Origin of the sequence: uncultured Marinococcus sp. (genome assembly GCF_947493875.1) — a bacterium.
Lineage (GTDB): Bacteria > Bacillota > Bacilli > Bacillales > Marinococcaceae > Marinococcus.
This window is the reverse complement of the sequence record NZ_CANLSU010000002.1, coordinates 428,173-448,484: the sequence shown is the minus strand read 5'-3', so window position 1 is coordinate 448,484 and position 20,312 is coordinate 428,173. Positions and strand designations below refer to the sequence as shown.

The 20,312-nt window shown below is 48.4% G+C and carries 20 protein-coding genes and 1 riboswitch; of the genes, 4 read left to right on the top strand and 16 right to left on the bottom strand.

The annotated features are described in order from the left end of the window. Positions 1-17 precede the first annotated feature (17 nt). A complete protein-coding gene (locus tag Q0757_RS05145) occupies positions 18-476 on the bottom strand; it encodes a universal stress protein (protein ID WP_298785286.1) in 459 nt (152 codons plus the stop codon). A gap of 282 nt (positions 477-758) precedes the next feature. On the opposite strand from Q0757_RS05145, the gene Q0757_RS05140 reads away from it, so the two are divergent. Continuing rightward, positions 759-1,154, top strand: coding sequence for a DCC1-like thiol-disulfide oxidoreductase family protein (locus tag Q0757_RS05140; protein WP_366139516.1), 396 nt, complete (start codon positions 759-761; stop codon positions 1,152-1,154). 63 nt (positions 1,155-1,217) lie between these two features. Here Q0757_RS05140 and Q0757_RS05135 read toward each other — a convergent pair whose 3' ends face one another. The 5 genes from Q0757_RS05135 to Q0757_RS05115 all read right to left on the bottom strand — a co-directional run bounded on the left by Q0757_RS05135 (position 1,218) and on the right by Q0757_RS05115 (position 7,759). After that, a complete protein-coding gene (locus Q0757_RS05135) occupies positions 1,218-2,201 on the bottom strand; it encodes an aldo/keto reductase (protein WP_298785285.1) in 984 nt (327 codons plus the stop codon). Between the two features lie 95 nt (positions 2,202-2,296). Further along, on the bottom strand, positions 2,297-4,117 hold the full coding sequence (locus tag Q0757_RS05130) for a UbiD family decarboxylase (protein ID WP_298785284.1): 1,821 nt from the start codon (positions 4,115-4,117) through the stop codon (positions 2,297-2,299). A 102-nt stretch (positions 4,118-4,219) separates the two neighbouring features. Further along, entirely contained in the window at positions 4,220-5,149 is a 930-nt protein-coding gene (locus tag Q0757_RS05125) for a DMT family transporter (protein WP_298785283.1), read from the bottom strand. A gap of 149 nt (positions 5,150-5,298) precedes the next feature. After that, positions 5,299-6,207 (bottom strand): proline dehydrogenase family protein, encoded by a 909-nt coding sequence (locus tag Q0757_RS05120; protein WP_298785282.1) that lies wholly within the window; start codon positions 6,205-6,207, stop codon positions 5,299-5,301. Positions 6,208-6,355: 148 nt separating this feature from the next. Further along, the gene (locus tag Q0757_RS05115; protein ID WP_298785281.1) at positions 6,356-7,759 is read right to left on the bottom strand and encodes a sigma-54-dependent Fis family transcriptional regulator; all 1,404 of its coding nucleotides are present in this window, start codon (positions 7,757-7,759) and stop codon (positions 6,356-6,358) included. A 370-nt stretch (positions 7,760-8,129) separates the two neighbouring features. Between Q0757_RS05115 and putP the strand changes: the two genes are divergently transcribed. Beyond that, positions 8,130-9,605 (top strand): sodium/proline symporter PutP, encoded by a 1,476-nt coding sequence (gene putP / locus Q0757_RS05110; RefSeq protein ID WP_298785400.1) that lies wholly within the window; start codon positions 8,130-8,132, stop codon positions 9,603-9,605. A gap of 55 nt (positions 9,606-9,660) precedes the next feature. Here the strand turns inward: putP and metK are convergent, their stop codons facing one another. Both metK and Q0757_RS05100 read right to left on the bottom strand, forming a co-directional pair. Further along, positions 9,661-10,875, bottom strand: a complete 1,215-nt coding sequence (metK, locus tag Q0757_RS05105) for a methionine adenosyltransferase (RefSeq protein WP_298785280.1) — start codon at positions 10,873-10,875, stop codon at positions 9,661-9,663. A gap of 151 nt (positions 10,876-11,026) precedes the next feature. Beyond that, positions 11,027-11,134: riboswitch (SAM riboswitch) on the bottom strand. A 47-nt stretch (positions 11,135-11,181) separates the two neighbouring features. Next, entirely contained in the window at positions 11,182-11,577 is a 396-nt protein-coding gene (locus tag Q0757_RS05100) for a thiol-disulfide oxidoreductase DCC family protein (RefSeq protein ID WP_298785279.1), read from the bottom strand. Between the two features lie 178 nt (positions 11,578-11,755). On the opposite strand from Q0757_RS05100, the gene pckA reads away from it, so the two are divergent. Continuing rightward, complete coding sequence (gene pckA / locus Q0757_RS05095) at positions 11,756-13,339, top strand: phosphoenolpyruvate carboxykinase (ATP) (protein WP_298785278.1); 1,584 nt, start codon at positions 11,756-11,758, stop codon at positions 13,337-13,339. Positions 13,340-13,395: 56 nt separating this feature from the next. Here pckA and ytkD read toward each other — a convergent pair whose 3' ends face one another. The 4 genes from ytkD to Q0757_RS05075 all read right to left on the bottom strand — a co-directional run bounded on the left by ytkD (position 13,396) and on the right by Q0757_RS05075 (position 16,453). Beyond that, entirely contained in the window at positions 13,396-13,887 is a 492-nt protein-coding gene (ytkD, locus tag Q0757_RS05090) for an RNA deprotection pyrophosphohydrolase (RefSeq protein WP_298785277.1), read from the bottom strand. 56 nt (positions 13,888-13,943) lie between these two features. Continuing rightward, positions 13,944-14,414, bottom strand: coding sequence for a YwpF family protein (locus tag Q0757_RS05085; RefSeq protein WP_298785276.1), 471 nt, complete (start codon positions 14,412-14,414; stop codon positions 13,944-13,946). Next, on the bottom strand, positions 14,411-15,598 hold the full coding sequence (locus Q0757_RS05080) for a MalY/PatB family protein (RefSeq protein ID WP_298785275.1): 1,188 nt from the start codon (positions 15,596-15,598) through the stop codon (positions 14,411-14,413). The genes Q0757_RS05085 and Q0757_RS05080 overlap by 4 nt, the downstream gene beginning before the upstream one ends. 90 nt (positions 15,599-15,688) lie before the next feature. Further along, entirely contained in the window at positions 15,689-16,453 is a 765-nt protein-coding gene (locus Q0757_RS05075) for a C40 family peptidase (RefSeq protein ID WP_298785274.1), read from the bottom strand. 82 nt (positions 16,454-16,535) lie between these two features. Between Q0757_RS05075 and Q0757_RS05070 the strand changes: the two genes are divergently transcribed. Next, the gene (locus Q0757_RS05070) at positions 16,536-17,078 is read left to right on the top strand and encodes a dihydrofolate reductase family protein (RefSeq protein ID WP_298785273.1); all 543 of its coding nucleotides are present in this window, start codon (positions 16,536-16,538) and stop codon (positions 17,076-17,078) included. Between the two features lie 167 nt (positions 17,079-17,245). Here the strand turns inward: Q0757_RS05070 and Q0757_RS05065 are convergent, their stop codons facing one another. From Q0757_RS05065 to panB, 4 genes are read right to left on the bottom strand one after another with little or no spacing between them, the layout of a single operon-like run. Next, positions 17,246-18,097, bottom strand: a complete 852-nt coding sequence (locus tag Q0757_RS05065) for an aminoglycoside 6-adenylyltransferase (RefSeq protein WP_298785272.1) — start codon at positions 18,095-18,097, stop codon at positions 17,246-17,248. A 15-nt stretch (positions 18,098-18,112) separates the two neighbouring features. Further along, positions 18,113-18,499, bottom strand: a complete 387-nt coding sequence (gene panD / locus Q0757_RS05060) for an aspartate 1-decarboxylase (RefSeq protein ID WP_298785271.1) — start codon at positions 18,497-18,499, stop codon at positions 18,113-18,115. Positions 18,500-18,504: 5 nt separating this feature from the next. Then, complete coding sequence (panC, locus tag Q0757_RS05055) at positions 18,505-19,368, bottom strand: pantoate--beta-alanine ligase (RefSeq protein ID WP_298785270.1); 864 nt, start codon at positions 19,366-19,368, stop codon at positions 18,505-18,507. Then, positions 19,365-20,207, bottom strand: coding sequence for a 3-methyl-2-oxobutanoate hydroxymethyltransferase (panB, locus tag Q0757_RS05050; RefSeq protein ID WP_298785269.1), 843 nt, complete (start codon positions 20,205-20,207; stop codon positions 19,365-19,367). Before panB ends, panC begins: the two co-directional genes overlap by 4 nt. Positions 20,208-20,312: the final 105 nt, after the last annotated feature.

Sequence of the window (20,312 nt, the reverse complement as noted above, 5' to 3'; positions counted from 1 at the left end):
GCTTTAGCTGTCAGCGTCTATTCTCTTACTGCTTCTTTCGTTGATATGACCTTCACGTCACATTTTGCTTTTTTCTGAATGGCTTTAGCTGTGCTGCCAAGAAACAACCGGTCTACTTTAGTAGTGCCAGTCTCACCGATGACAATCATGTCGACATTGTATTTTTCACAAAGGTTTTCCATTTCCTTTTTCGGAATTCCCACCTCGAGAACGGTTTCTACGTCCTCCACTCCATTCTCTTCTGCCATCTCTTTATACGCCTTTAAGCGTGATTCCGCCTGGTTTTTCAATCTCCCAAAACCATGTGGATCCATACGCTCCAGGGAAGCGTAGCCGTTTTTGTCCATCACAAAGGCTATGATTAACGTAGCATTGTTATCTTTTGCCAGGTCCCTTGCTTTATAAAATGCGTCATGGGACGCGCCCTCAAGAGCTTCTACGCCTACGAGTATACGATTAATTTGTGCCAATTTCATCTTTCCTTTCTTTTCTAAATTACCTGTTCCAGCCCTCTGCTTAAGATTTCACAAAAGAGCTCTCGTCTGCTCTGTTTTTCGCCTTTTAGCCCTGGTTATCATCTAAAAAAATATAAAAAGCCAGAAAAAGAACGATCATCCTTTTTCTGGCTTATGCTCTGGCTTTTATATCCATTCATTTCCGCCGCATATGAAGTTGTCGCCCTGCCACACCCGGACGTTTCTGTTTTTGTGGCGTTACAGGGAAAATACCCGTACAATATACGTATTAAACGTTAACAAATTAAGGTATTCGAAATTCTTTTAAAGGACAGATGCTTTATCCATTACATATTTTTCGACAAACACTGCCCGCCCTGTCGTGCAGCCGTGCGTATGTTTCAGCTTTCAGATTTGTATCACTGCTGCTATTGGATTCCCATTCAGGAAGCCCGGCTTGATCTCGAAAACTATCCGTATCTATTCTCAAGAAACGCTGCACACGAGCTGCATATGTTTACGGAGCAGGGCGTAGTGCTGCATGGTTTTTATGCCCTCCGCCGGCTGCTGCTTGCTATCCCGCTCAGTTTTTTTCCAGCTCTTTTTCTCTATCTCCCGTACGCTGAACGTATTGGGGTGCCGCTGTATAACATAATTTCAAAAAGCCGCCTAAAGCATATCTCCTTTAAAAATAGTTAGCGTTCTGCCGAGACAAAAAAACCGGGCCTTCCAGGGATAGCTGGAGGGCCCGGTTTGTTTTTATTACCGGTTCACCGTTTTCATTCCTTCTTCCGGATACCGCATGCCTGCGGCAGCACCTTTAGGGGCAATATCATCAATTGCTTTCATATCAGCGTTCGTAAGCGTAACCTTCAGACTGTTAATATTTTCTTCCAGGTATTTACGCCGTTTCGTCCCCGGGATCGGTACTGCACCCTGCTCTCTCAACCAGGCCAGAGCCAGCTGGGAGGCTGTGCATTCTTTTTCTTCAGCTAATTCCTTTATTTTGTCCACGAGTTCAAGATTTTTGTTGAAATTTTCTCCCTGAAACCTTGGAGAAAAGCGGCGGAAATCATCTTCCTCCAGATCCTCAAACTGCTTGATCTGTCCGGTTAAAAATCCACGCCCGAGCGGACTGTAAGCCACAAAGGAAATTCCCAGACTTTTGCAAAGCGGCAGAATTTCATCCTCCACGTCCCGGCTCCATAACGAATACTCTGTCTGCAGAGCCGTAATTGGATGCGTTTCATGAGCTTTGCGAATCGTTTCCGGAGCTGCCTCCGACAAGCCCAGATACCTAACTTTTCCGGCATCTACGAGCTCCTTCATTGCACCTACGGTTTCTTCAATAGGTACGTCCGGGTCCACCCGGTGCTGGTAATACAAGTCAATAGTATCCACGCCAAGCCGTTTCAGGCTCGCATCGCAGGCCTGCTTTACATATTCCGGCCGGCCGTTTACTTCTCCTGTTAATTCACCTTTATTGCTGTACACGTTTCCGAATTTTGTGGCAAGCACTACTTCCTCCCGACGATTTTGAATTGCTTCACCAACCAGTCGCTCATTAGTCATCGGGCCGTACATATCAGCCGTGTCGAGAAAATTAACCCCATGGTCCAGCGCTGTGTGTATCGTTTTCTTCGACTCTTCATCGTTTAATTTTCCATAAAAAGCGGACATTCCCATACATCCTAAGCCAATAGGGGAGACATTCAGGTCACTGTTGCCAAGCTGTCGTTTTTCCATAACAGGTATTCGTCCTTTCTGGATTAATGACTCTGCTTTTTCAAACAGGTGTCCTTCTGTTCACGCTTTTGTTCCATTTTAAACATTTTCAGCAGCTATTTTTTCCTTAAGCCAACCCGTTCCATAAGACTATCCACCCGGTGCTCCACATTTTCATCCGGAAGCAGTGGCGGTGCATGATGAGGCTTGATGCGGGCATCGATGATCAAACTGTCGCATCCCCAGTGCTTGTTTTCATAAAAGCTGTTCACCCCGTGAATATCGTGGGAAGGATTGCTGCGTGTAAAAACGGCCCACTGGAAATTCTGCATCGTATCACTGACAAAGCTGCTGTCATCACAGATGATAATCATTGGGGTTTCTTTGACGTCCCACTGTTCATCGAGACGTTCAGCGAAAGCGGATATTTCTTCAGCCGCCTGCCTGTAGCTGGTAAACTCCGCTGCTTCCACCGCTATTACGCCCGGCATCACAAGCTTGGGCGAATGCATCGAGTTGTCAGCCGGGAATCCTTCCGGTACGCGTTGACAAAGAGCCCGCTTCACGTCTCCATAAGCCGCAATAACTACCTTGCTTCCCTCATTCAGCCCTTCTCCGCTGTAATCAAGCGTATCGATTGTCGTTTTGGTCTGAAAGTGAAGATCGCGGTGCAGATTAATCCGCTCAAGCATGTACGCGAAAAAATCCTCCTCCTGATGCGTATCGAGTTCCCTTTCCTGTTCCGCTGTAATAAATAAATATTTGGCCAGGCTTAACTGTCCTGTTCCGAGAATACGATTAGCAATTGTTAACAGCTCTGCCGGCTGCTTCACGCTTTGAAACGGCGTATACCGTTCGCTGCCTATGGCCAGCAGAAGCGGATGCACCCCTGCAGCGTCCACAGCATGAACTTCTTTGACTCCGGTAATTTCCTGTTTGATTGCTTCCCCTGTCATTTCGTGGATCACCGCTCCAAATGAGGTATCCTCCTGCGGCGGTCGGCCAACTACGGTAAACGGCAGAATAGCTTTGTCCTTCGCATACACCTTATGAACCTTCATGACCGGGAAATCATGCGTCAGGCTGTAATAGCCCAAATGGTCGCCAAACGGTCCTTCCGGCTTCGTGTCCTCCGGATAAATTTCACCCGTAATAACAAAATCGGCGTCATGATTAATGCAGTAGCCGTCCTCATAGCTGTACTGAAAACGACGCCCGGACAGCATACCGGCAAACATCATCTCACTCAGCCCTTCCGGAAGCGGCATCACGGCTGAAATAGTGTGCGCCGGAGGTCCGCCGAGAAAAATACTCACCTTCAAAGGCTCTCCCTTAGCTACGGCCTTTGCCTGATGTACACCAATTCCCCGTTGAATCTGATAATGCAGCCCCACTTCTTCATTCTGTACAAATTCATTGCCGCTAAGCTGCACCCGGTACATGCCAAGGTTGGCGTTCATCGGCCCCGATTTTTCCGGGTCCTCTGTATACACCTGCGGCAGGGTGAGAAACGCGCCGCCATCCCGGGGCCAGTGCTGAATCATCGGCAGGTCACTGATGCTCACTTCCTGGAAGTTTTCCGTGCCGCCCTTCTTTTTCTTTGGAAGAGCTTTTACTGCCGTCAGGCCGCTCGTTATGTTACGTACCGGATGCTTCAGTGCCTGCACCGGGTCATTTCTCATCGCAATAACATTTTGCACCTGCTTCCAGTTTTTCCGAAAAATGAACCTGCTGCGATCGACGGTGCCAAATAAATTAGAAACGGCCTGGAATGGGCTTCCTTTCACGTTTTCAAATAAAATGGCCGGCCCTTCCTGTTCATAGACCCTCAAATGAATCGAAGCCATTTCCAGGTAGGGATCAACCTCTTCCTTGATTCGTATTAAATGACCGTTCTTTTCCAGATCTTCTACGCATTCGTTGAGGTTTTGATACATATGCAGCCCTTCATCCTTCCGAATTGTATTTCACTTTCTACACTTATTTTAGTATATTTTCTCCTCCGGCTGTGTTTATTTCCCTTTTGGTTCCCTTTTTTCTTACGCGGGGGCAGGCTTTGCCCGCTGCTTTTGCGGCAGTGACAAATAAACGACCATGCCAAGTATCAAACAGGCGCCCACGCTCTGGAAAAGTCCAAACGGAACGTGCAGCCACCATACCGAAGTCAAAATAGCCGCCAATGGCTCCAGACACCCTAAGATGCTTGTTTCCTGAGGCTTTAAATATTTCAGGCTTTCCAGGTAAAACCAAAAAGCAATCATAGTGCCGAAAATAACGACAAAAATTACGCTCCCAGCCAAGCTCCATGTCCAGCTCTCCCATCCGGCGTCCCACGGGACATGCAAAAAGCTTACAGCTGCTCCTCCAATCGTCATAGCCCACCCGATGACATTCATGGACCCCCACGCGGCTAAAAGAGGACCTGCGTACAGAGTATAGAAGGCAAGCGCCACTCCGGAAAGCACGCCCCAGACCACCGCCTCCGACGACACGGATAATCCGGCCAGCTCCCCGTTTGTCAGCAGCAGAAACGTGCCGGCAAGTCCCATTAATAAAGCACCTCCGTCCCGTCTATTCCAATAGGTATGCCGGGCCGCAAGAAGGTAAACAAGAATAAATACAGGAGCCAGGTATTGCAGCAGCGTGGCCACTGCCGCGTTCCCATTTTCAATGGAGGCCATATATGTATACTGAACGCCCAGCATACCAAATAACCCGAATATAACCACTGCCCCTGCGCTCTTTTTCTGCTTCCAGATTCCGGTCACTTTTTCTTTATTTCCAAGCATTAAAGAAATGATTAAAAGGAGAATTCCGGATAGAAGCAGCCTGACAGCCACCAGCCACTCCACGGGCAGGTAGTAAGCTTCAAAAATATACTGCGCTGCTGTTCCTCCAACACCCCAGAGGGAGGCTCCGCTTATCACAAGCAAAAAGCCTGCCGTTCGTTGTTTTTGTATTATCTGCATCGTCGGCTTCCTTTCTGTTGCAGGTTTCAGCTGCGTGTCACATCCATTATACGCAGAAAGCACTGCCTGGTTAAACTATTGCTTCAGGGTCTTATGCCTGGAAATCAAAGCGCCGCCCCCCTTTTCGGGAGCGGCGCTGCATGAACCTTTTATTTCGTAATTATCCCTTTGGCCACGGATACAAGGTTCTGTGGGCGTTCTGCCAGTCTTCTCATAAAATAACCATACCATTCTTTACCAAAGGGCACGTAGACTCTAACATTGTAGCCTTCCTGCACAAGCTGCAGCTGCAGCTCTGTCCGAAAGCCATACAGCATCTGAAATTCAAATGTATCATAATCTATGCCCTGATCTTTCACGAACAGCTTAACCGCATTAATAATACGGTGATCATGTGTGCCGATGGCTGTAAAGCCTTGCTGCTGCAGATGTTTTTGAATCATCAGAAAATAATTAGCGTCAATCTCATGCTTGTCTTTGAAGGCAACCTCTTCCTTCTCCTGATAAGCTCCCTTTACAATCCGGAGAGGCACCCCTGCAAGACTGTCGAGATCATCGAGCCCCCGCCGTAAATACCCCTGCAGAACAGTGCCTACATTATCATATTCCTTCCGGAGCGTTTTCAGTACACTCAGCGTCTTTTCATAACGGGAATAGTCTTCCATGTCGATGTTTACAAAATTTTGTTTATCCTTGGCCGCCTGCAGAATTTCCTTCATATTTTCGATGCAGTAGTCCGTATCTATATCAAGACCGAGCTTCGTCAGCTTCACTGTCAGCTCTGACTGTACGTTTTTCGCGCAGACGCTCTCAATAATTTCGATGGTTTTCTGCTTGGCTTCTTCCACCTCTGATTTTTCCGTTATAAATTCCCCAAGATGGTCAATAGTCGCCATCAGGCCCTGATCGTTCATCGATTGAATGGTCATTAGTGCTTCATCAATATCTTCTCCAGCCACTACTTTTGAAGCTCCGAGATGAATGCCCCACTTTTTGGCACCCTTTGTCAGCGTCTTGTTTTGGGATAGAAATATAAAAAACGAACGTGAAATTGTCATAGGTGCACCCTCCTGATCTTTTCAGTACTGCCCTACACTGATGCAAAATATGTGCCAACATGGCCGTATTGTCATGCGCAGGGTATTCCGTAAAAAGAAAGGGACTGTTCGTCAGAACTGCAAGAAATTTTGCGCTTTATGCAAAAAATTATAAATGAAATTTACTCATCCGGTACTGCAGACTCTGCCGGCTGATTCCAAGCTTTTTGGCTGCCTGCATTACGTTGCCGCCGCTTTGGTTCAGCGCTTCTTTAATTAGAGCAAATTCCATTTCAAGCAGACGTGCCTTTAAATTTCCTTCGTGGCTGCTTCCCCCAGCTGAATCCCTGCTTTCTATCTCTCCTGTTTCCAGAAGATCGGTGCGTTTGCGAAAATGATCCGGCAGGTGGCTTTCTTCGATCACTTTCTCATCGAGCATTAAATTCATCGCTCCTTCGATAACGTGTTCAAGCTCCCGGATATTTCCCGGCCAATGATAGGCCTCCAGCCTGGTTTTCACCGCCGGGGAAACGCGATTTACGTCCATTTGAAAAACCCGGTTGTACTTTTCCAGAAAGGTTTCCACCAGCGGCTCGATATCTGTTTTTCTTTCCCGGAGCGAAGGGACATATAGCGTAACCACACCAATACGGTAAAAAAGATCCTCACGCAGCTCGTTGTTTTGAATAGCCTCTGCCGGCTCTTTATTCATCGTGGCAATAATACGGACATTGATGGACTGCTCTTTATGAGATCCTAAACGGGTTACTTTTTTCTCCTGTAGGACGCGCAGAAGCTTTGCCTGCAGCGCTACCGGGAGCGAATTAATTTCATCGAGCAGCAGCGTCCCGCCTTCTGCCTTTTCAAACATCCCGGCCCGTTCAGATGCTCCTGTAAATGCCCCCTTTACGGTACCAAACAAAATGCCTTCAATAAGCGTTTCCGGAAGCGCAGCGCAGTTTTGTGACACAAACGGCTGTCCCGACCGCTCACTTTCACTGTGGATGCTCTGGGCAAACAATTCCTTCCCTGTGCCGGTCTCTCCTACAATTAATACCGATGATGACGTTCTTGTTGCCCGCTTCGCGTTCTGCACCACACCCGTGATTTCAGCTGAATGCCCGATAATCTGGTCAAATGTAAAAAGCCCACTGCCGGTGTTTTTCTGGTTTTCCCGGACCAGCTTCTCCATGCGGGTGACATCCTTTGCGATTTCGGCAGCTGCGATAATTCGACCGCCTGAATAAATTGGAAAGATTTCATTAATAGTCGTGATATTTTTTCCGCGGCTGTTTGTATAATGCTGCTTTTTTTCTCTCGTTTCCACTCCCTGCTTAATAGCCTGGAGCAGTCTGCTGTCCCGTTCATGCTCGAAAAGAAAAACGTCCATCATGCCTTTATTATTAAAATCCTCATACGTCATAGATTCGATTTCGCGCATTTTGTCGTTATAAATAATCAGGTTTTCATCTGCATCGATGACACGGATCCCCTGATCCATTTTCACCATTAAATGATCAAAAATATCGTTCAGCTCAGGATAGGATAACGAATTCGTGCCTTGATATACCATGGACCCACCCTCTTTATAATTTATTCTTGATCTGATTTTATCATGAAGTGCGAAGGGTACGTACGCAAAATCCCAAAACTTAGGAGTGCAAAATTTTGCAGCTTTAACTTCTTAATTTTTCTAATAACGCTTCTATCCAATAGAGTATTCAATTATAATGGACGTCTCCGCCGGTTTTGTTAAGTTCTGCAGAAGTTAAGAATATTGGCACTATTCTTGCAACATATAAAAGTACATTCAAGGGGAGGTGTACTGAATGGAAGGAATAACACTATTCACATGGCTGCTCATCTTAATACCTATGCCGATTACTGTAGTTTTAGCAGCGATCAGTTATGTTAGATCAAAAAAGGAGACCACTTAAATGGATATTTCCGTACCAACAATTGTAACTTTTATCGTTTACCTTGTTGTAATGCTTGGTATTGGTTTTTTATTTTACAAGCTGACCAATAACCTCTCAGATTACGTTTTAGGCGGACGAAAATTAAATGGCCCCGTAGCTGCGCTCAGTGCCGGCGCCTCTGACATGAGCAGCTGGCTTCTGCTCGGGCTTCCCGGAGCTATGTACCTGGGCGGAATGAGCGAAATATGGCTGCCTATCGGTCTCACCATCGGAGCTTATTTGAACTGGCAGTTTCAGGCGAGAAGACTGCGCAGGTACACAATTATCGCCAACGATTCCATTACGATACCCGACTTTCTTGAAAACCGCTTCCACGATAAAACAAAAGCACTGCGTATTGTTTCGGCATTATTTATACTTATTTTCTTTACCTTTTATACATCCTCCGGACTGGTCGGGGGAGCCACCCTGTTTGTCAGTTCCTTCGGGCTTTCCTATCAGGCAGCCCTTTGGATCGGCGGCGCTGTTATTATTACCTATACGTTTCTCGGCGGATTCATGGCCGTTAGCTGGACGGACTTTATCCAGGGCATTCTGATGTTTCTGGCGCTCGTTGCTGTTCCGATCGCTGCTGTTATAGAAATTGGTGGTTGGGGAAATTCCGTCCAATCCGTGGCATCCATTAATCCGGATGCGTTAAGTGCCTTTACAAACGTGAGCGTTATCTCTGTGGTCTCCCTGCTCGCCTGGGGACTCGGCTACTTCGGCCAGCCTCATATTATTACCAGGTTTATGGCGATACGCTCCGAAAAAGAAATTCCGATGGGCCGGTTTGTAGGTATGAGCTGGATGGTTATTTCTCTTCTCGGCGCTATTTTTACAGGGTTTGTCGGTATTGCTTACTTCTCGGGGGACGCCCAGCTCGGAGATGGGAATCAGGAAACGGTCTTTATTCTGTTTACCCAGGTACTGTTTAACCCATGGGTATCCGGGGTTCTGCTCGCAGCGATTCTTGCTGCTATTATGAGCACAGTGGACTCCCAGCTGCTTGTATCTTCAAGTGCGCTTGCAGAAGACTTTTACAAGGGCCTTCTCCGGCCGCACGCTTCTGACCGGGAGCTCGTCTGGGTCGGAAGATTCGGCGTTATTGTCATAGCCCTTATTGCCCTGCTGCTCGCCTCCAACCCCGGCAGTACAGTGCTTGAACTCGTAAGCTACGCGTGGGCCGGGTTCGGCGCGGTGTTCGGGCCTGCGATGCTTTTCTCCCTATTCTGGCGCCGGACAAGCATGTGGGGTGTACTGGCTGGGATGATCGCCGGCGGGGCAACCGTAATTATTTGGGTCCAGCTTACCGGAGGATTGTTTGATCTTTACGAAATTGTGCCAGGCTTCTTCATCAACGTCCTAATCATTATTGCCGTCAGCCTGCTCGGACCGAAGCCTTCTGATAACATTAAAACCGAATTTGACTCTGTCAGCACGTATACAGAAAAAAGCTGAGCAGAATAAAAAATACCCGTTTCCTGAATATAAACAGGAGCGGGTATTTGTCTGTTTACTGCTGCTTTTCGGTGAATGCCTGTTCCTGAAGCGCCGCTGCTTTGTCCGTGCGTTCCCATGGCAGATCAACGTCATGACGGCCGAAGTGACCGTAAGCGGCTGTCTGTCTGTAAATCGGTCTGCGAAGGTCAAGCATTTTGATGATGCCGGCCGGCCGGAGATCAAAGTTTTCGTTGGCAAGCTTTACGAGCACCTCTTCTGATACTTTCCCCGTCCCAAACGTGGCGATCGAAATGGAGACCGGCTGCGCCACGCCGATCGCATACGCAAGCTGAACCTCGCATTTATCTGCCAGTCCTGCTGCGATAATATTTTTCGCTACATACCGGGCTGCGTACGATGCGGAACGGTCGACCTTTGTCGGGTCTTTACCGGAAAACGCCCCGCCGCCATGACGGGCGTAGCCTCCGTACGTATCAACAATAATTTTTCTTCCTGTAAGCCCGGCATCTCCCTGCGGTCCGCCAATGACAAAGCGTCCGGTCGGGTTTATGAAATAGTTGGTTTTAGCATCGAGAAGCTCTGCCGGCACGACCGGCTCGATCACGTATTTGTGCATATCCTCTTCGATTTGGGCAAGCGTTACGTCATCTGAATGCTGGGTGGAAATAACGATCGTTTCCACCCGGAGTGGTTTCCCGTCATCTCCGTATTCCACCGTAACCTGCGTCTTTCCGTCCGGACGCAGATACGAAAGATTGCCTTCTTTGCGGACCTTCGTTAACTGGCGTGCCAGCTTGTGAGCAAGTGAAATCGGCATAGGCATGAGTTCATCGGTTTCGTTATCGGCATACCCAAACATCAAGCCCTGATCTCCTGCTCCAATCGATTCCAATTCATCCTCAGTCATCGAGCCTTCACGGGTTTCAAGCGCCTCATCAACGCCCTGGGCGATGTCGGCCGACTGTTCATCTATCGAAGTCAAAACCGAGCACGTTTCGTAATCAAACCCGTATTTCGCCCGTGTATAACCAATATCCTTTAAAGTTTCCCGGGCAATTTTAGGAATATCCACGTATGTAGATGTAGATATCTCTCCTGCGACCAATACGAGACCGGTGTTCACTACTGTTTCCGCTGCCACCCGGGCATTCGGATCATCCTTTAATATTTCATCCAAAATCGCGTCGGAGATCTGATCACACACCTTATCCGGGTGCCCTTCTGTTACAGATTCCGACGTAAATAAACGTCGTCCAATTGTAGACACGCTGCTGCCTCCTTTTTAACTGCCTGCTACGGGTGTACTCTCCCATTCTCGGGGTAGACGAAAAGAAAACGGCAGTAGGCCGTTGTGTACAGGAAAAGCCCCTTGTCCCAAAAAATTGAGGGAAAAGGGGCTGTCAGTTCAGCTTTTTCGCCTCTTATCTTTCAAGGCGTCTGTCCGCCTCTCCAGGTTAGCACCTTTCCGTTCCCGGATGGTTGCTGGGCTTCTCAGGGACTGTCCCTCCACCTGCTCAGGATAAGAGTATCCGTTCGTACAAAATCGTAACGCAAACCCTATTTGATGTCAAACTTAGTGCCCTTCCCGCTGGCACGTCTTGTCATCACATAGGAAATGAAACCACTGATACCGGTTTGTAGACACTGTGTGGTACAACTTTCGGCCAAGCGTTTCCACGCCCGGCAGCAGAAACACTGCCTTCAGCGGCTTTAACACTGGAATAGTATAACACAATTTTTTCACCGTAAAATATCCGGCGTATACATACGTATTATCCTCTACACTGTGCATCTGATCTTCAAGAGGCTCTCCCTTGAGCATTGGGTATTTTTCAAATAAATCCTCATCATATATAGGCTTCCAATTCACCGTGTTCGTTTTATCTATCGCTGAAAGATAAGTATGGAACCTGGTGCATAACGGACAGTCACTATCATAAAATACAATAAATTCCGATTGTTGTTCCATAGTTGTTCCCCTTTCGTTGCTTTCTTACATCTTTTCCCTTTCAGCACTAAAAATATTCATGAACTTTTTAACGAATAAGTATGTACTATTAAATTAAATGTGTTACACTATTTTATATTCTATCCATCATTCATGATGAATAAATCTAACTTCCCCCTCATTAAAGGAGTGATTGTTTATGAAGCCGCCGTTCGCTTCCAAATCCGAAACAAACCTGTTAAACGAAGCGCATGTCCAATGGAATCTCTCTGTCCCTGCGCTTGTGAAGCGCTCGCTGGCTCTGCAGGAGGGCTCACTTACAGCAGAAGGTGCCCTTGCCGTGAAAACAGGCAAATATACCGGCAGGTCGCCAAAGGATAAATATATTGTCGATGAACCTGGCAGTTCTCCTTCTATTGACTGGGGAAATGTAAACAAACCAATGTCTGAGGAAGTGTTTGAACGGCTTTATAACAAAGTGACGGCTCATTTGAGCAGTCAGAATGAAGTTTTCGCAAGCGACGCCCTGGCTGGAGCCGACCCCGACTACCAGCTTCCTGTCCGGGTCATCACCTCCTACGCCTGGCATCAATTGTTCGCCCGTCAGCTGTTTATCCGGCCTGACGGAAGAGAAACTCCCTCTGCTTCACCCTTTACGCTCATTGCCGCACCGGAATGCAAAGCAGACCCGGAGATAGATGGTACCTCGTCGGAAACATTTATCGTCATCAGCTTTGCGCGGCGCACGGTTTTAATTGGCGGCACAGAGTACGCCGGAGAAATGAAAAAATCAATCTTTTCTGTCATGAACTACCTGCTCCCTGAACAAAATGTGCTTCCGATGCACTGCTCGGCAAACATCGGCAGTGACGGAAAAAGCGCGTTGTTTTTCGGGCTCTCCGGCACCGGAAAAACAACCCTATCCGCGGACCCTTCCCGGCTTTTGGTCGGCGACGATGAACACGGCTGGTCCGAAAACGGCATCTTTAATATCGAAGGCGGATGCTACGCAAAATGCTCGAACCTTTCCAAGCAGAAGGAACCGCAGATCTGGAACGCTATTCGTTTCGGTGCTGTGCTTGAAAATGTCGGTATAGACAATGTCAGCGGCAAAGTTGACTATACTGATACACATATCACGGAAAACACAAGGGCGGCTTATCCGATTGAGCACGTCGACGGGATTGTTCCCTCCGGCACAGCCGGCCATCCTTCGGCGATCATCTTTTTAACGGCAGATGCATTCGGGGTTCTTCCGCCAATCAGCAGACTGACGAAGGAGCAGGCCATGTACCATTTTCTCAGCGGCTACACAAGCAAGCTCGCCGGCACGGAAAGAGGCGTCACTTCTCCGGAAGCAACTTTTTCCACCTGCTTTGGGGCGCCGTTTCTTCCACGGCAGGCCTCCGTCTATGCAGAAATGCTCGGAGAAAAAATCGACGAACACAATGTTCCTGTCTTTCTGGTGAATACCGGCTGGAGCGGTGGCGGCTACGGAGTCGGAAGCCGCATGGACCTTTCATACACCCGGGCTATGGTACAGGCAGCCCTCAATGGAGAGCTGACCGATGCAGCCACTGTAGAGGACCCTATTTTCGGACTGCATATTCCCGAGTCCTGCCCCGGTGTTCCCGAAGATATGCTTCAGCCGAAGAAAATGTGGTCAGTGGCCGGCGACTACGAGGTTCAGGCCCGTATGCTTGCCCGCAAGTTTGCAGCAAACTTTAAACGGTTTTACGATGTCCCTGACTCTATCGCAAAGGCAGGACCATCACAGCTGTAATCCCTGTTTTTAATGGATTAAAAAGGAACCGGTGCCTTTGCAGGCGCCGGTTCCTTTCATCTTAATGTAATATATCCTGCTTCCTCCGCATATTTTACGGAGCGGGGGAGCACTTCGTCTTTCATAATAAAGCTGTAGCCGGGATGATCACGAATATTACTTGGAAGTGTTTCTATCAGCACCGGGCCATCCGTTTCCATATAATCTTCGTGATGAACCAGTGAATCCACCACTGCGATGTATATATTTTTTATTACATCTTCACTCCGACCCACTACTTTGTACTGGCCGAGAGAGCGTATTACATCAATGCGGCCGCCGGTTTCCTCATCGACCTCCCGCACAGCTGCTTCTTCGGGGGCTTCTCCCTTTTCGATCTTCCCGCCGGGAAACTCCAGCCCGCGCTGGGAGTGACGAGTGAGCAGCCATCTGCCGGCATATAAGCATATTACCCATACATGTCCCGGCTTGTCTGAAAATGGAGTGCCGTTAAACGCCAATTCCACTTCGTTATTGTAGTAGTCCCGGAATTTGTAGCAGGTCGTCATATGCCCTGATCCTCACACATACGTATCACTCCACTTCTATCATCTCTCCGGGAAAATTATTTCTCCTGGCGGCTGTATAATCTTGCCGCCATTGCCTTTGACCAGGAGCGCTGATCGTTTTTTCGCTCGTGAAACTCTTCCATAAGCTGATTACCTTCATATCCTTCGGTAATCAGCTCTTTTAATATCAATTCGGTGATGTTTTCATCTTTTCCAGCCATATACGCCTGAATTAAAACGCCAAGAGAATGCTCAAGTCTTGTAGTTTTTTTTACGACGCCCCTCAAAAGCGCCGGGGCATTGTCGGGATGGGTGATGACTGCTTCCATCAGCATTTCCTCTTCGTGTCTTTCCCACTCATGAATGATATCTTCATACTCAGTAGGTATCACCGCATCAAGCAGCCAGGATCTATCAGGCTCTTCGCGATTAATAATGAGGCCTTCCTTCATTTTTATCTCATGCATTTCAATCGCGTCACCGTCTTTTTGAAACAAGCTGAGGCGGACAAGACGGAAGGTCTTCATGACTTACGGCCGGCGGCCTGGATAGTGCGTTCATATGCCTCTTTTAAGCGGCGCACACCCTCATCGATATGCGTACGGGGGCAGGCGACATTGATACGTACAAAACCAGCGCCTTCATCTCCAAATATATGCCCGTCACTCAGAGCTACCCCGGCTTCTTTGCGCAGCCATTCCTCCAGTTCTTTTTTGTCCATGCCAAGACCCCGGAGATCAATCCAGACAAGATACGTCCCTTCCGGCTTAATAACATGCGCTTCCGGGATTGCCGACTCCAGTTGATCCTTTAAGTAATCAACGTTTTCCCGCAGGTGAACGAGCAGTTCCTCCAGCCACTCGGTCCCGTGCCGGTAGGCAGCTTCGGCAGCGACTGTGGCAAACGGATTGTCGATTCCGACGAAATTGCGCTGCAGATGAGCTTCGTATGCTTTTTGCGAAGCTTTTTTCTCAAAAACAACGTAGGACAGCTGCAGGGCTGCAAGATTAAAGGTTTTGCTTGGAGCCATGCAGGTGATGGTTTCCACATCATAGCCCTCCGCTGCCTTCGAAAACGGCACATGCACGCCGGAGAGAATAAGATCTGCGTGGATTTCATCGGATACTACCAGCACGTTGTATTTCTCTGCCAGAGCGGCGATCTGCTGCAGCTCATCCTCGGTCCACACCCGGCCGATAGGGTTATGGGGACTGCACAGTAAAAGCATTTTCGCGCCGGCTTTCATCTGTTCTTCAAGGTTTTCCACATCGATAGTAAACCCTTCGTCTGTTTCCTTCAGCGGGTTCTTATAAAGCGTTCGTTCATTATTATCCACCAGCATATAGAACGGATAGTAGACCGGTGTCTGCAGAATAACGCCCTCACCTTTTTCGGTAAATGTCTGAATCAGATGACTGATCGCCGGCACTACACCAGGGGTGAAGACGAGCTGCTCATTGCTTACATTCCAGTTATGGCGCGTGCGAATCCATTCTGTCGTCGCGTCCTTCAGTGATTCCGGGCGCCGGTGATAGCCGAAAATTCCGTGATCAAGCACCTCCTGCATCGCATCAAGTACAGGCTGCGGAGCCTGGAAATCCATATCCGCTACCCACATTGGCCATAGTTCTGAAGAGCCGTAGCGTTCGGCGGCAAAGTCCCATTTCATCGAGTTCGTATTTTTCCGATTTAATACCTTGTTAAAATCCATGCTTAAAAAGCCTCCTCGTTTCATCTTCCCATGTCTATTCCGTTCTTTATTTTATCACTTTCTTTTTAGGAAGACGAATCCAAACGGTTTTTAAACAATGAATCGTTTTGTTTCCACTACAGAGTCCCTCCAGTAATCCGAAAAATCAGTATAGCCGACACCATCGGATTCTGTGGCGTGAAACAGCGTTTCATCAGAAATATACATGCTCACATGATTAATACTGCCGTCTCCATTCGTATCGAAGAAAATCAGGTCTCCCCGCTTCCAGTCTTCTTCAGCAACATCGCGGCCTTCCTGCGCCTGTTCCTCCGACACCCTGGGAAGATCAACATTTTCTTCAGCGTACATGCGCTGGGTAAAGGAGGAGCAGTCGAAATACTCGGTCGTAGTTTCAGACGCTCCCCATTTGTACGGAACACCTGTAAACTCTTCGCCTTTTTCGATCACTCTGGCGATTCTTTCCTGGGCCGGGCTCCACAATTGGGCTGTATAGCGGTTCCCGGTCTCTTCTTCTTCGAATGCCAGCTCTTCGGCGGCTTCTTTCGCAGGAATATAAGCCTCTCCATTCCAATTGAACCACGCCGGACTCTGTTCAAGCTCTCCCTCCCATGAAGCGCCATTCACCGATAAACGCACGGTCGGACCCTCTTGCTCTAATTCCGCTCCATATAAAGATGCTGCCGTTTCCGGACGAAGGTAGAGCTCTTCCTCCGCTTTGCCGCCCTCGATATACCAGGCTTTGTCATTGCCATCGACATTTGTGATTAAAACGTGCCGGTCTGCCCAATAGCCCGCACCGCCTGCTATAACCATTGCAGCAGCAACACTTACCCACACCCAGTTTTTCTTCATGCTTTACCTCCTTCCCGCATAATTATTCCGATTTTCTTTCTTTAACATGCTAAAATGAATGTACTAACAGAGGGGAGTGGTCATGATGAAGCCAGTAATTCTGTTTATCGCCGCCAGTCTCGATGGCTATATCGCTGATGCAGAAGGGAATATTGACTGGCTGCTGAAAGCCGAAGGCGAAGATGATAACGGCTACGATGAAATGTACCGGCGGGTGGATACGGTCGTAATGGGGAGAAAAACCTATGAACACGTGCTCGTCTTAACGGATTCCTTTCCGTACAGTGATAAAGAATGCTATGTTTTTTCCACCAGCCGCATGGGAAATGACGGCCGCGTCTCCTTTGTACGGGGTTCCGTTTCAGAATGGCTTCAAAACAAACAGCAGGAGTCCGGAAGTGGCATCTGGGTTGTTGGAGGCTCAGATATTATCGGCACTCTGCTTCACGAGGAGCTGATCGATGAATACATTATTACCCTCACACCCGATCTTTTAGGAAGCGGCATTCCTTTGTTTAAGCAAAGCCCGGGCCCGCCAAAACGGCTTCATCTGCAGGAGGTGAAGCGTTGGGGAGAATTGGCCCAGCTTCACTATAAACGGATTAGGGACATGTCCAGTCAGTAGTTTAGACTCATTTGCCACTGTAGGTAAAAGCACCATTTTTTCTGAAAAGTGTGTACTTTTTTACTCTTTAGGTAATAATAAACATATAGAGTAGCATTCGTCCAATTTGTTGCTCTTATCCCATATTTCATTTTGCTCCTGCTGCTTGGCAGGAGCCTTTTTTTATTTTACTGCTCGCGCCCGACCTTTTTAATATATTGTTTTACCCCTGACCCCTCCTGTTCATTCAACTCAAACCTGCATTGATTCGCAACAAAAGCAGATTCCCGTTCAAACATTGCCATCGCCGTCTGCAGCGAGCCCCAAACGCTTTCGTAGGAGCCTGCCGCATAAGTAGCTGCCAGTTCTTTATTGCTTTTATCCCCAAGGTGTTTTTCCAGGTGCTTCGCCTCCTGGCCGAAATTAACTGGTCTCTTTTTTTCGAGTACCACCCTCCACTGCAGCATTTGTATCAGCATGCGGCGGATAATATCCAGATGGGCCTGGGCGTAGAGCATTTCCTTGCGCCTCCAGCCTTTTGCCACATACACAGCCACCCACCAAAACTCATTACAGCATTGCTGAAAGAAGCCTTCTTCCGGGATATTTGTTTTGTAGCCTGTGTCTGTAGGGGCAGGAAAGTCAGATGCCCGGTTATCTTTATCCAGCAGACAGCGGGTCAAACCGTCCTGCTTCCAATGCTCATACCTGCTGTCTGCAGGCTTTAAGGTTAAATCTATGCGATTACCATCCCGAAAAAGCATCAGAAAAGCAAATGACTCCCCCGGCGGCTCCCGGTATAAGTTCATTTCATCCGGCGTCTGCATAATCAAAATCTCCCCAAACACTTCAAGCCAGGCCCGGTCCTTAATCATTTGTTCCATATTTTCCACAAAATAAATAATATCAAAATCGCTGAAAAGATCAGGACTGCTGCTTTGGGCCGCTGCACGGGAGCCGCTTAGAGCTGCGGCCCGAACACGTTCATCGCCCTCGGCAGTCTCCATGATCAGCGCCATCATAGCTTCAGGTGTGCGCACAGACATTGTCTCCTTTTAATCCAGTGTTGTCGAAGCCGGCTCGTAAGACAGCATCTGCTTGATTTGATTATGGCTGTCAAGCACTGCCACCGCCGGTTTGAACTCCCGGGCCGTTTCATTTTCTATCAACGCATACGCAATAATGATGACCACATCTCCCGGCTGCGCCATCCTTGCGGCTGCACCGTTTAAGCAAATCACTCCGCTTCCCCGGGGACCTTCAATCACGTACGTTTCCAGACGGGCCCCGTTCGTATTATTAACTACCTGCACCTTCTCATTTTCCCACAGGTCCACCGCCTCCATCAGATCCCGGTCAATGGTAATGCTTCCAACATAGTTTAAATCTGCTTCTGTAACTACGGCCCGGTGAAGCTTTGATTTCATCATTGTACGGTACATCAGTGTCACGCCCTTCCTTTCTGGCCAGGAGAAAGAATGATATTATCAATGAGCCTCGCTCCCGAAAACTGTACAGCTCCTGCAATAATTACCCGCTCATTCCATACCTTTACGGGCCTGAGACCGGGGTACGTTAAAATGTCCATATAATCAAGCGTCCCGGAGATGTTAGCTTCCACTGTATGCTTTGCCTCCTCCAGAATTTCACGGGGTCTGTAAGTTCCCTCTTCTATCCATAACGCTCCCTGCTTTAATCCTTCATACAGCCAGACGGCTTCCCGGCGCTCCCCGCTGGTTAAATTCACATTGCGGGAGCTCAGCGCCAGACCATCAGGCTCCCGAATCGTCGGGCCGGTAACAATTTCTGTGGGAAGATTAAAATCACGACCCATATTCGTTACTACAGCGGCCTGCTGAGCATCCTTCTGCCCAAAATAGACCCGCGTTGGCTGAATAATCTGCAGGAGCTTCAGCACCACTGTCGCCACTCCGTCAAAATGCCCCGGCCGGCTTTTGCCACAGAGGACGTCAGTTCCTTCATGCACGTGCACTCCTGTATGCATTTCTTCGGGATACATCTCTGCCGCTGAAGGCGCAAACACTGTATCAATGCCCCGGGCTTCAGCTTTTTCAAGATCCGCATCAAGCGCACGCGGATATGCCTCATAATCTTCATCCGGGCCGAACTGCAGAGGATTGACAAAAATGCTCACCACCGCTGCGTCGTTTTCCTTCAAAGCCTGGTTCATTAATGAAAAATGTCCTTCGTGCAGTGCTCCCATTGTCGGCACAAATCCAATCATTTCCCCCTGGCGTTTTCTTTCATCGATATGCGCTCGAATGTCCTGAATGGCAGTGAATACTTTCATGCAGAACCTCCTCTGCCAAGGTCGCTCAGCACAGAAGCATCCATGGAAAATGTGTGCTGGTCCTCTGGAAATGCTCTCGCCTTCACATCACTTACATAGCTCTCAAGGGCTTCATCAATCTGGGCCTGGACGTTAGTGTACTGCTTGGCAAAGGAAGGAACAAAGCTGTCTCCCCATCCGACAGCGTCATGAAAAACCAGCACCTGACCGTCAGTGCCGACGCCGGCTCCTATACCGATAACCGGAATCGAAAGATGCATTGCAATACGGGCAGCGAGCTCTCCAGGCACACATTCGAGCACCAGCGCAAATGCACCGGCCTGTTCGAGTCTTCGGGCTTCTTTTATCAACCGCTGGGCTGCTTCTTTTGTTTTCCCTTGTATCTTATATCCTCCAAGCACTCCGACGGACTGCGGAGTAAGGCCAAGATGTCCAATGACCGGTACACCGGCAGCCGTTATGCGGGCGATAGTCTCCGTGGTAACTTCATCTCCTCCTTCAAGCTTAACTGCCTGGGCACCACCTTCCTGCATCAGACGCTTCACTGCTGTAAACGTGCTTTCTATAGAGGAATGATAGGTTAAAAAGGGCAGATCCACTACGATAAATGTGCCCGGAGCCCCCCGGCGTACCGCACGTGCATGCATCACCATGTCGTCAAGTGTTACCGGAATCGTCGAATCGTAGCCGTGCACGACCATGCCCGCAGAATCACCCACAAGTATCATATCCATTCCAGCTTTTTCTGCGGCCTTTCCCGTCGGAGCGTCATACGCTGTGATCATTGTGATCGGCTCCTGCCGGCCTTTCATCTGTTTAAATACCGCCGTGCTTTTCATCTCTCTCCTCCTGCTTCACTAAAAAAATAAAGAATTATCTGACTTCTTTGCCGATACGTACGTTCCCACGCTTGAACCGGCTTGTGTTTACACATGTATATTATC

Bases quoted from the DNA above. Each gene is read 5' to 3' on its own strand.
- Q0757_RS05145 (WP_298785286.1), bottom strand. From the start codon at position 476: ATGAAATTGGCACAAATTAATCGTATACTCGTAGGCGTAGAAGCTCTT.
- Q0757_RS05135 (WP_298785285.1), bottom strand. From the start codon at position 2,201: ATGGAAAAACGACAGCTTGGCAACAGTGACCTGAATGTCTCCCCTATT.
- Q0757_RS05130 (WP_298785284.1), bottom strand. From the start codon at position 4,117: ATGTATCAAAACCTCAACGAATGCGTAGAAGATCTGGAAAAGAACGGT.
- Q0757_RS05125 (WP_298785283.1), bottom strand. From the start codon at position 5,149: ATGCAGATAATACAAAAACAACGAACGGCAGGCTTTTTGCTTGTGATA.
- Q0757_RS05120 (WP_298785282.1), bottom strand. From the start codon at position 6,207: ATGACAATTTCACGTTCGTTTTTTATATTTCTATCCCAAAACAAGACG.
- Q0757_RS05115 (WP_298785281.1), bottom strand. From the start codon at position 7,759: ATGGTATATCAAGGCACGAATTCGTTATCCTATCCTGAGCTGAACGAT.
- Q0757_RS05100 (WP_298785279.1), bottom strand. From the start codon at position 11,577: ATGGAACAACAATCGGAATTTATTGTATTTTATGATAGTGACTGTCCG.
- pckA (WP_298785278.1), top strand. From the start codon at position 11,756: ATGAAGCCGCCGTTCGCTTCCAAATCCGAAACAAACCTGTTAAACGAA.
- ytkD (WP_298785277.1), bottom strand. From the start codon at position 13,887: ATGACGACCTGCTACAAATTCCGGGACTACTACAATAACGAAGTGGAA.
- Q0757_RS05085 (WP_298785276.1), bottom strand. From the start codon at position 14,414: ATGAAGACCTTCCGTCTTGTCCGCCTCAGCTTGTTTCAAAAAGACGGT.
- Q0757_RS05080 (WP_298785275.1), bottom strand. From the start codon at position 15,598: ATGGATTTTAACAAGGTATTAAATCGGAAAAATACGAACTCGATGAAA.
- Q0757_RS05075 (WP_298785274.1), bottom strand. From the start codon at position 16,453: ATGAAGAAAAACTGGGTGTGGGTAAGTGTTGCTGCTGCAATGGTTATA.
- Q0757_RS05070 (WP_298785273.1), top strand. From the start codon at position 16,536: ATGATGAAGCCAGTAATTCTGTTTATCGCCGCCAGTCTCGATGGCTAT.
- panD (WP_298785271.1), bottom strand. From the start codon at position 18,499: ATGTACCGTACAATGATGAAATCAAAGCTTCACCGGGCCGTAGTTACA.
- panC (WP_298785270.1), bottom strand. From the start codon at position 19,368: ATGAAAGTATTCACTGCCATTCAGGACATTCGAGCGCATATCGATGAA.
- panB (WP_298785269.1), bottom strand. From the start codon at position 20,207: ATGAAAAGCACGGCGGTATTTAAACAGATGAAAGGCCGGCAGGAGCCG.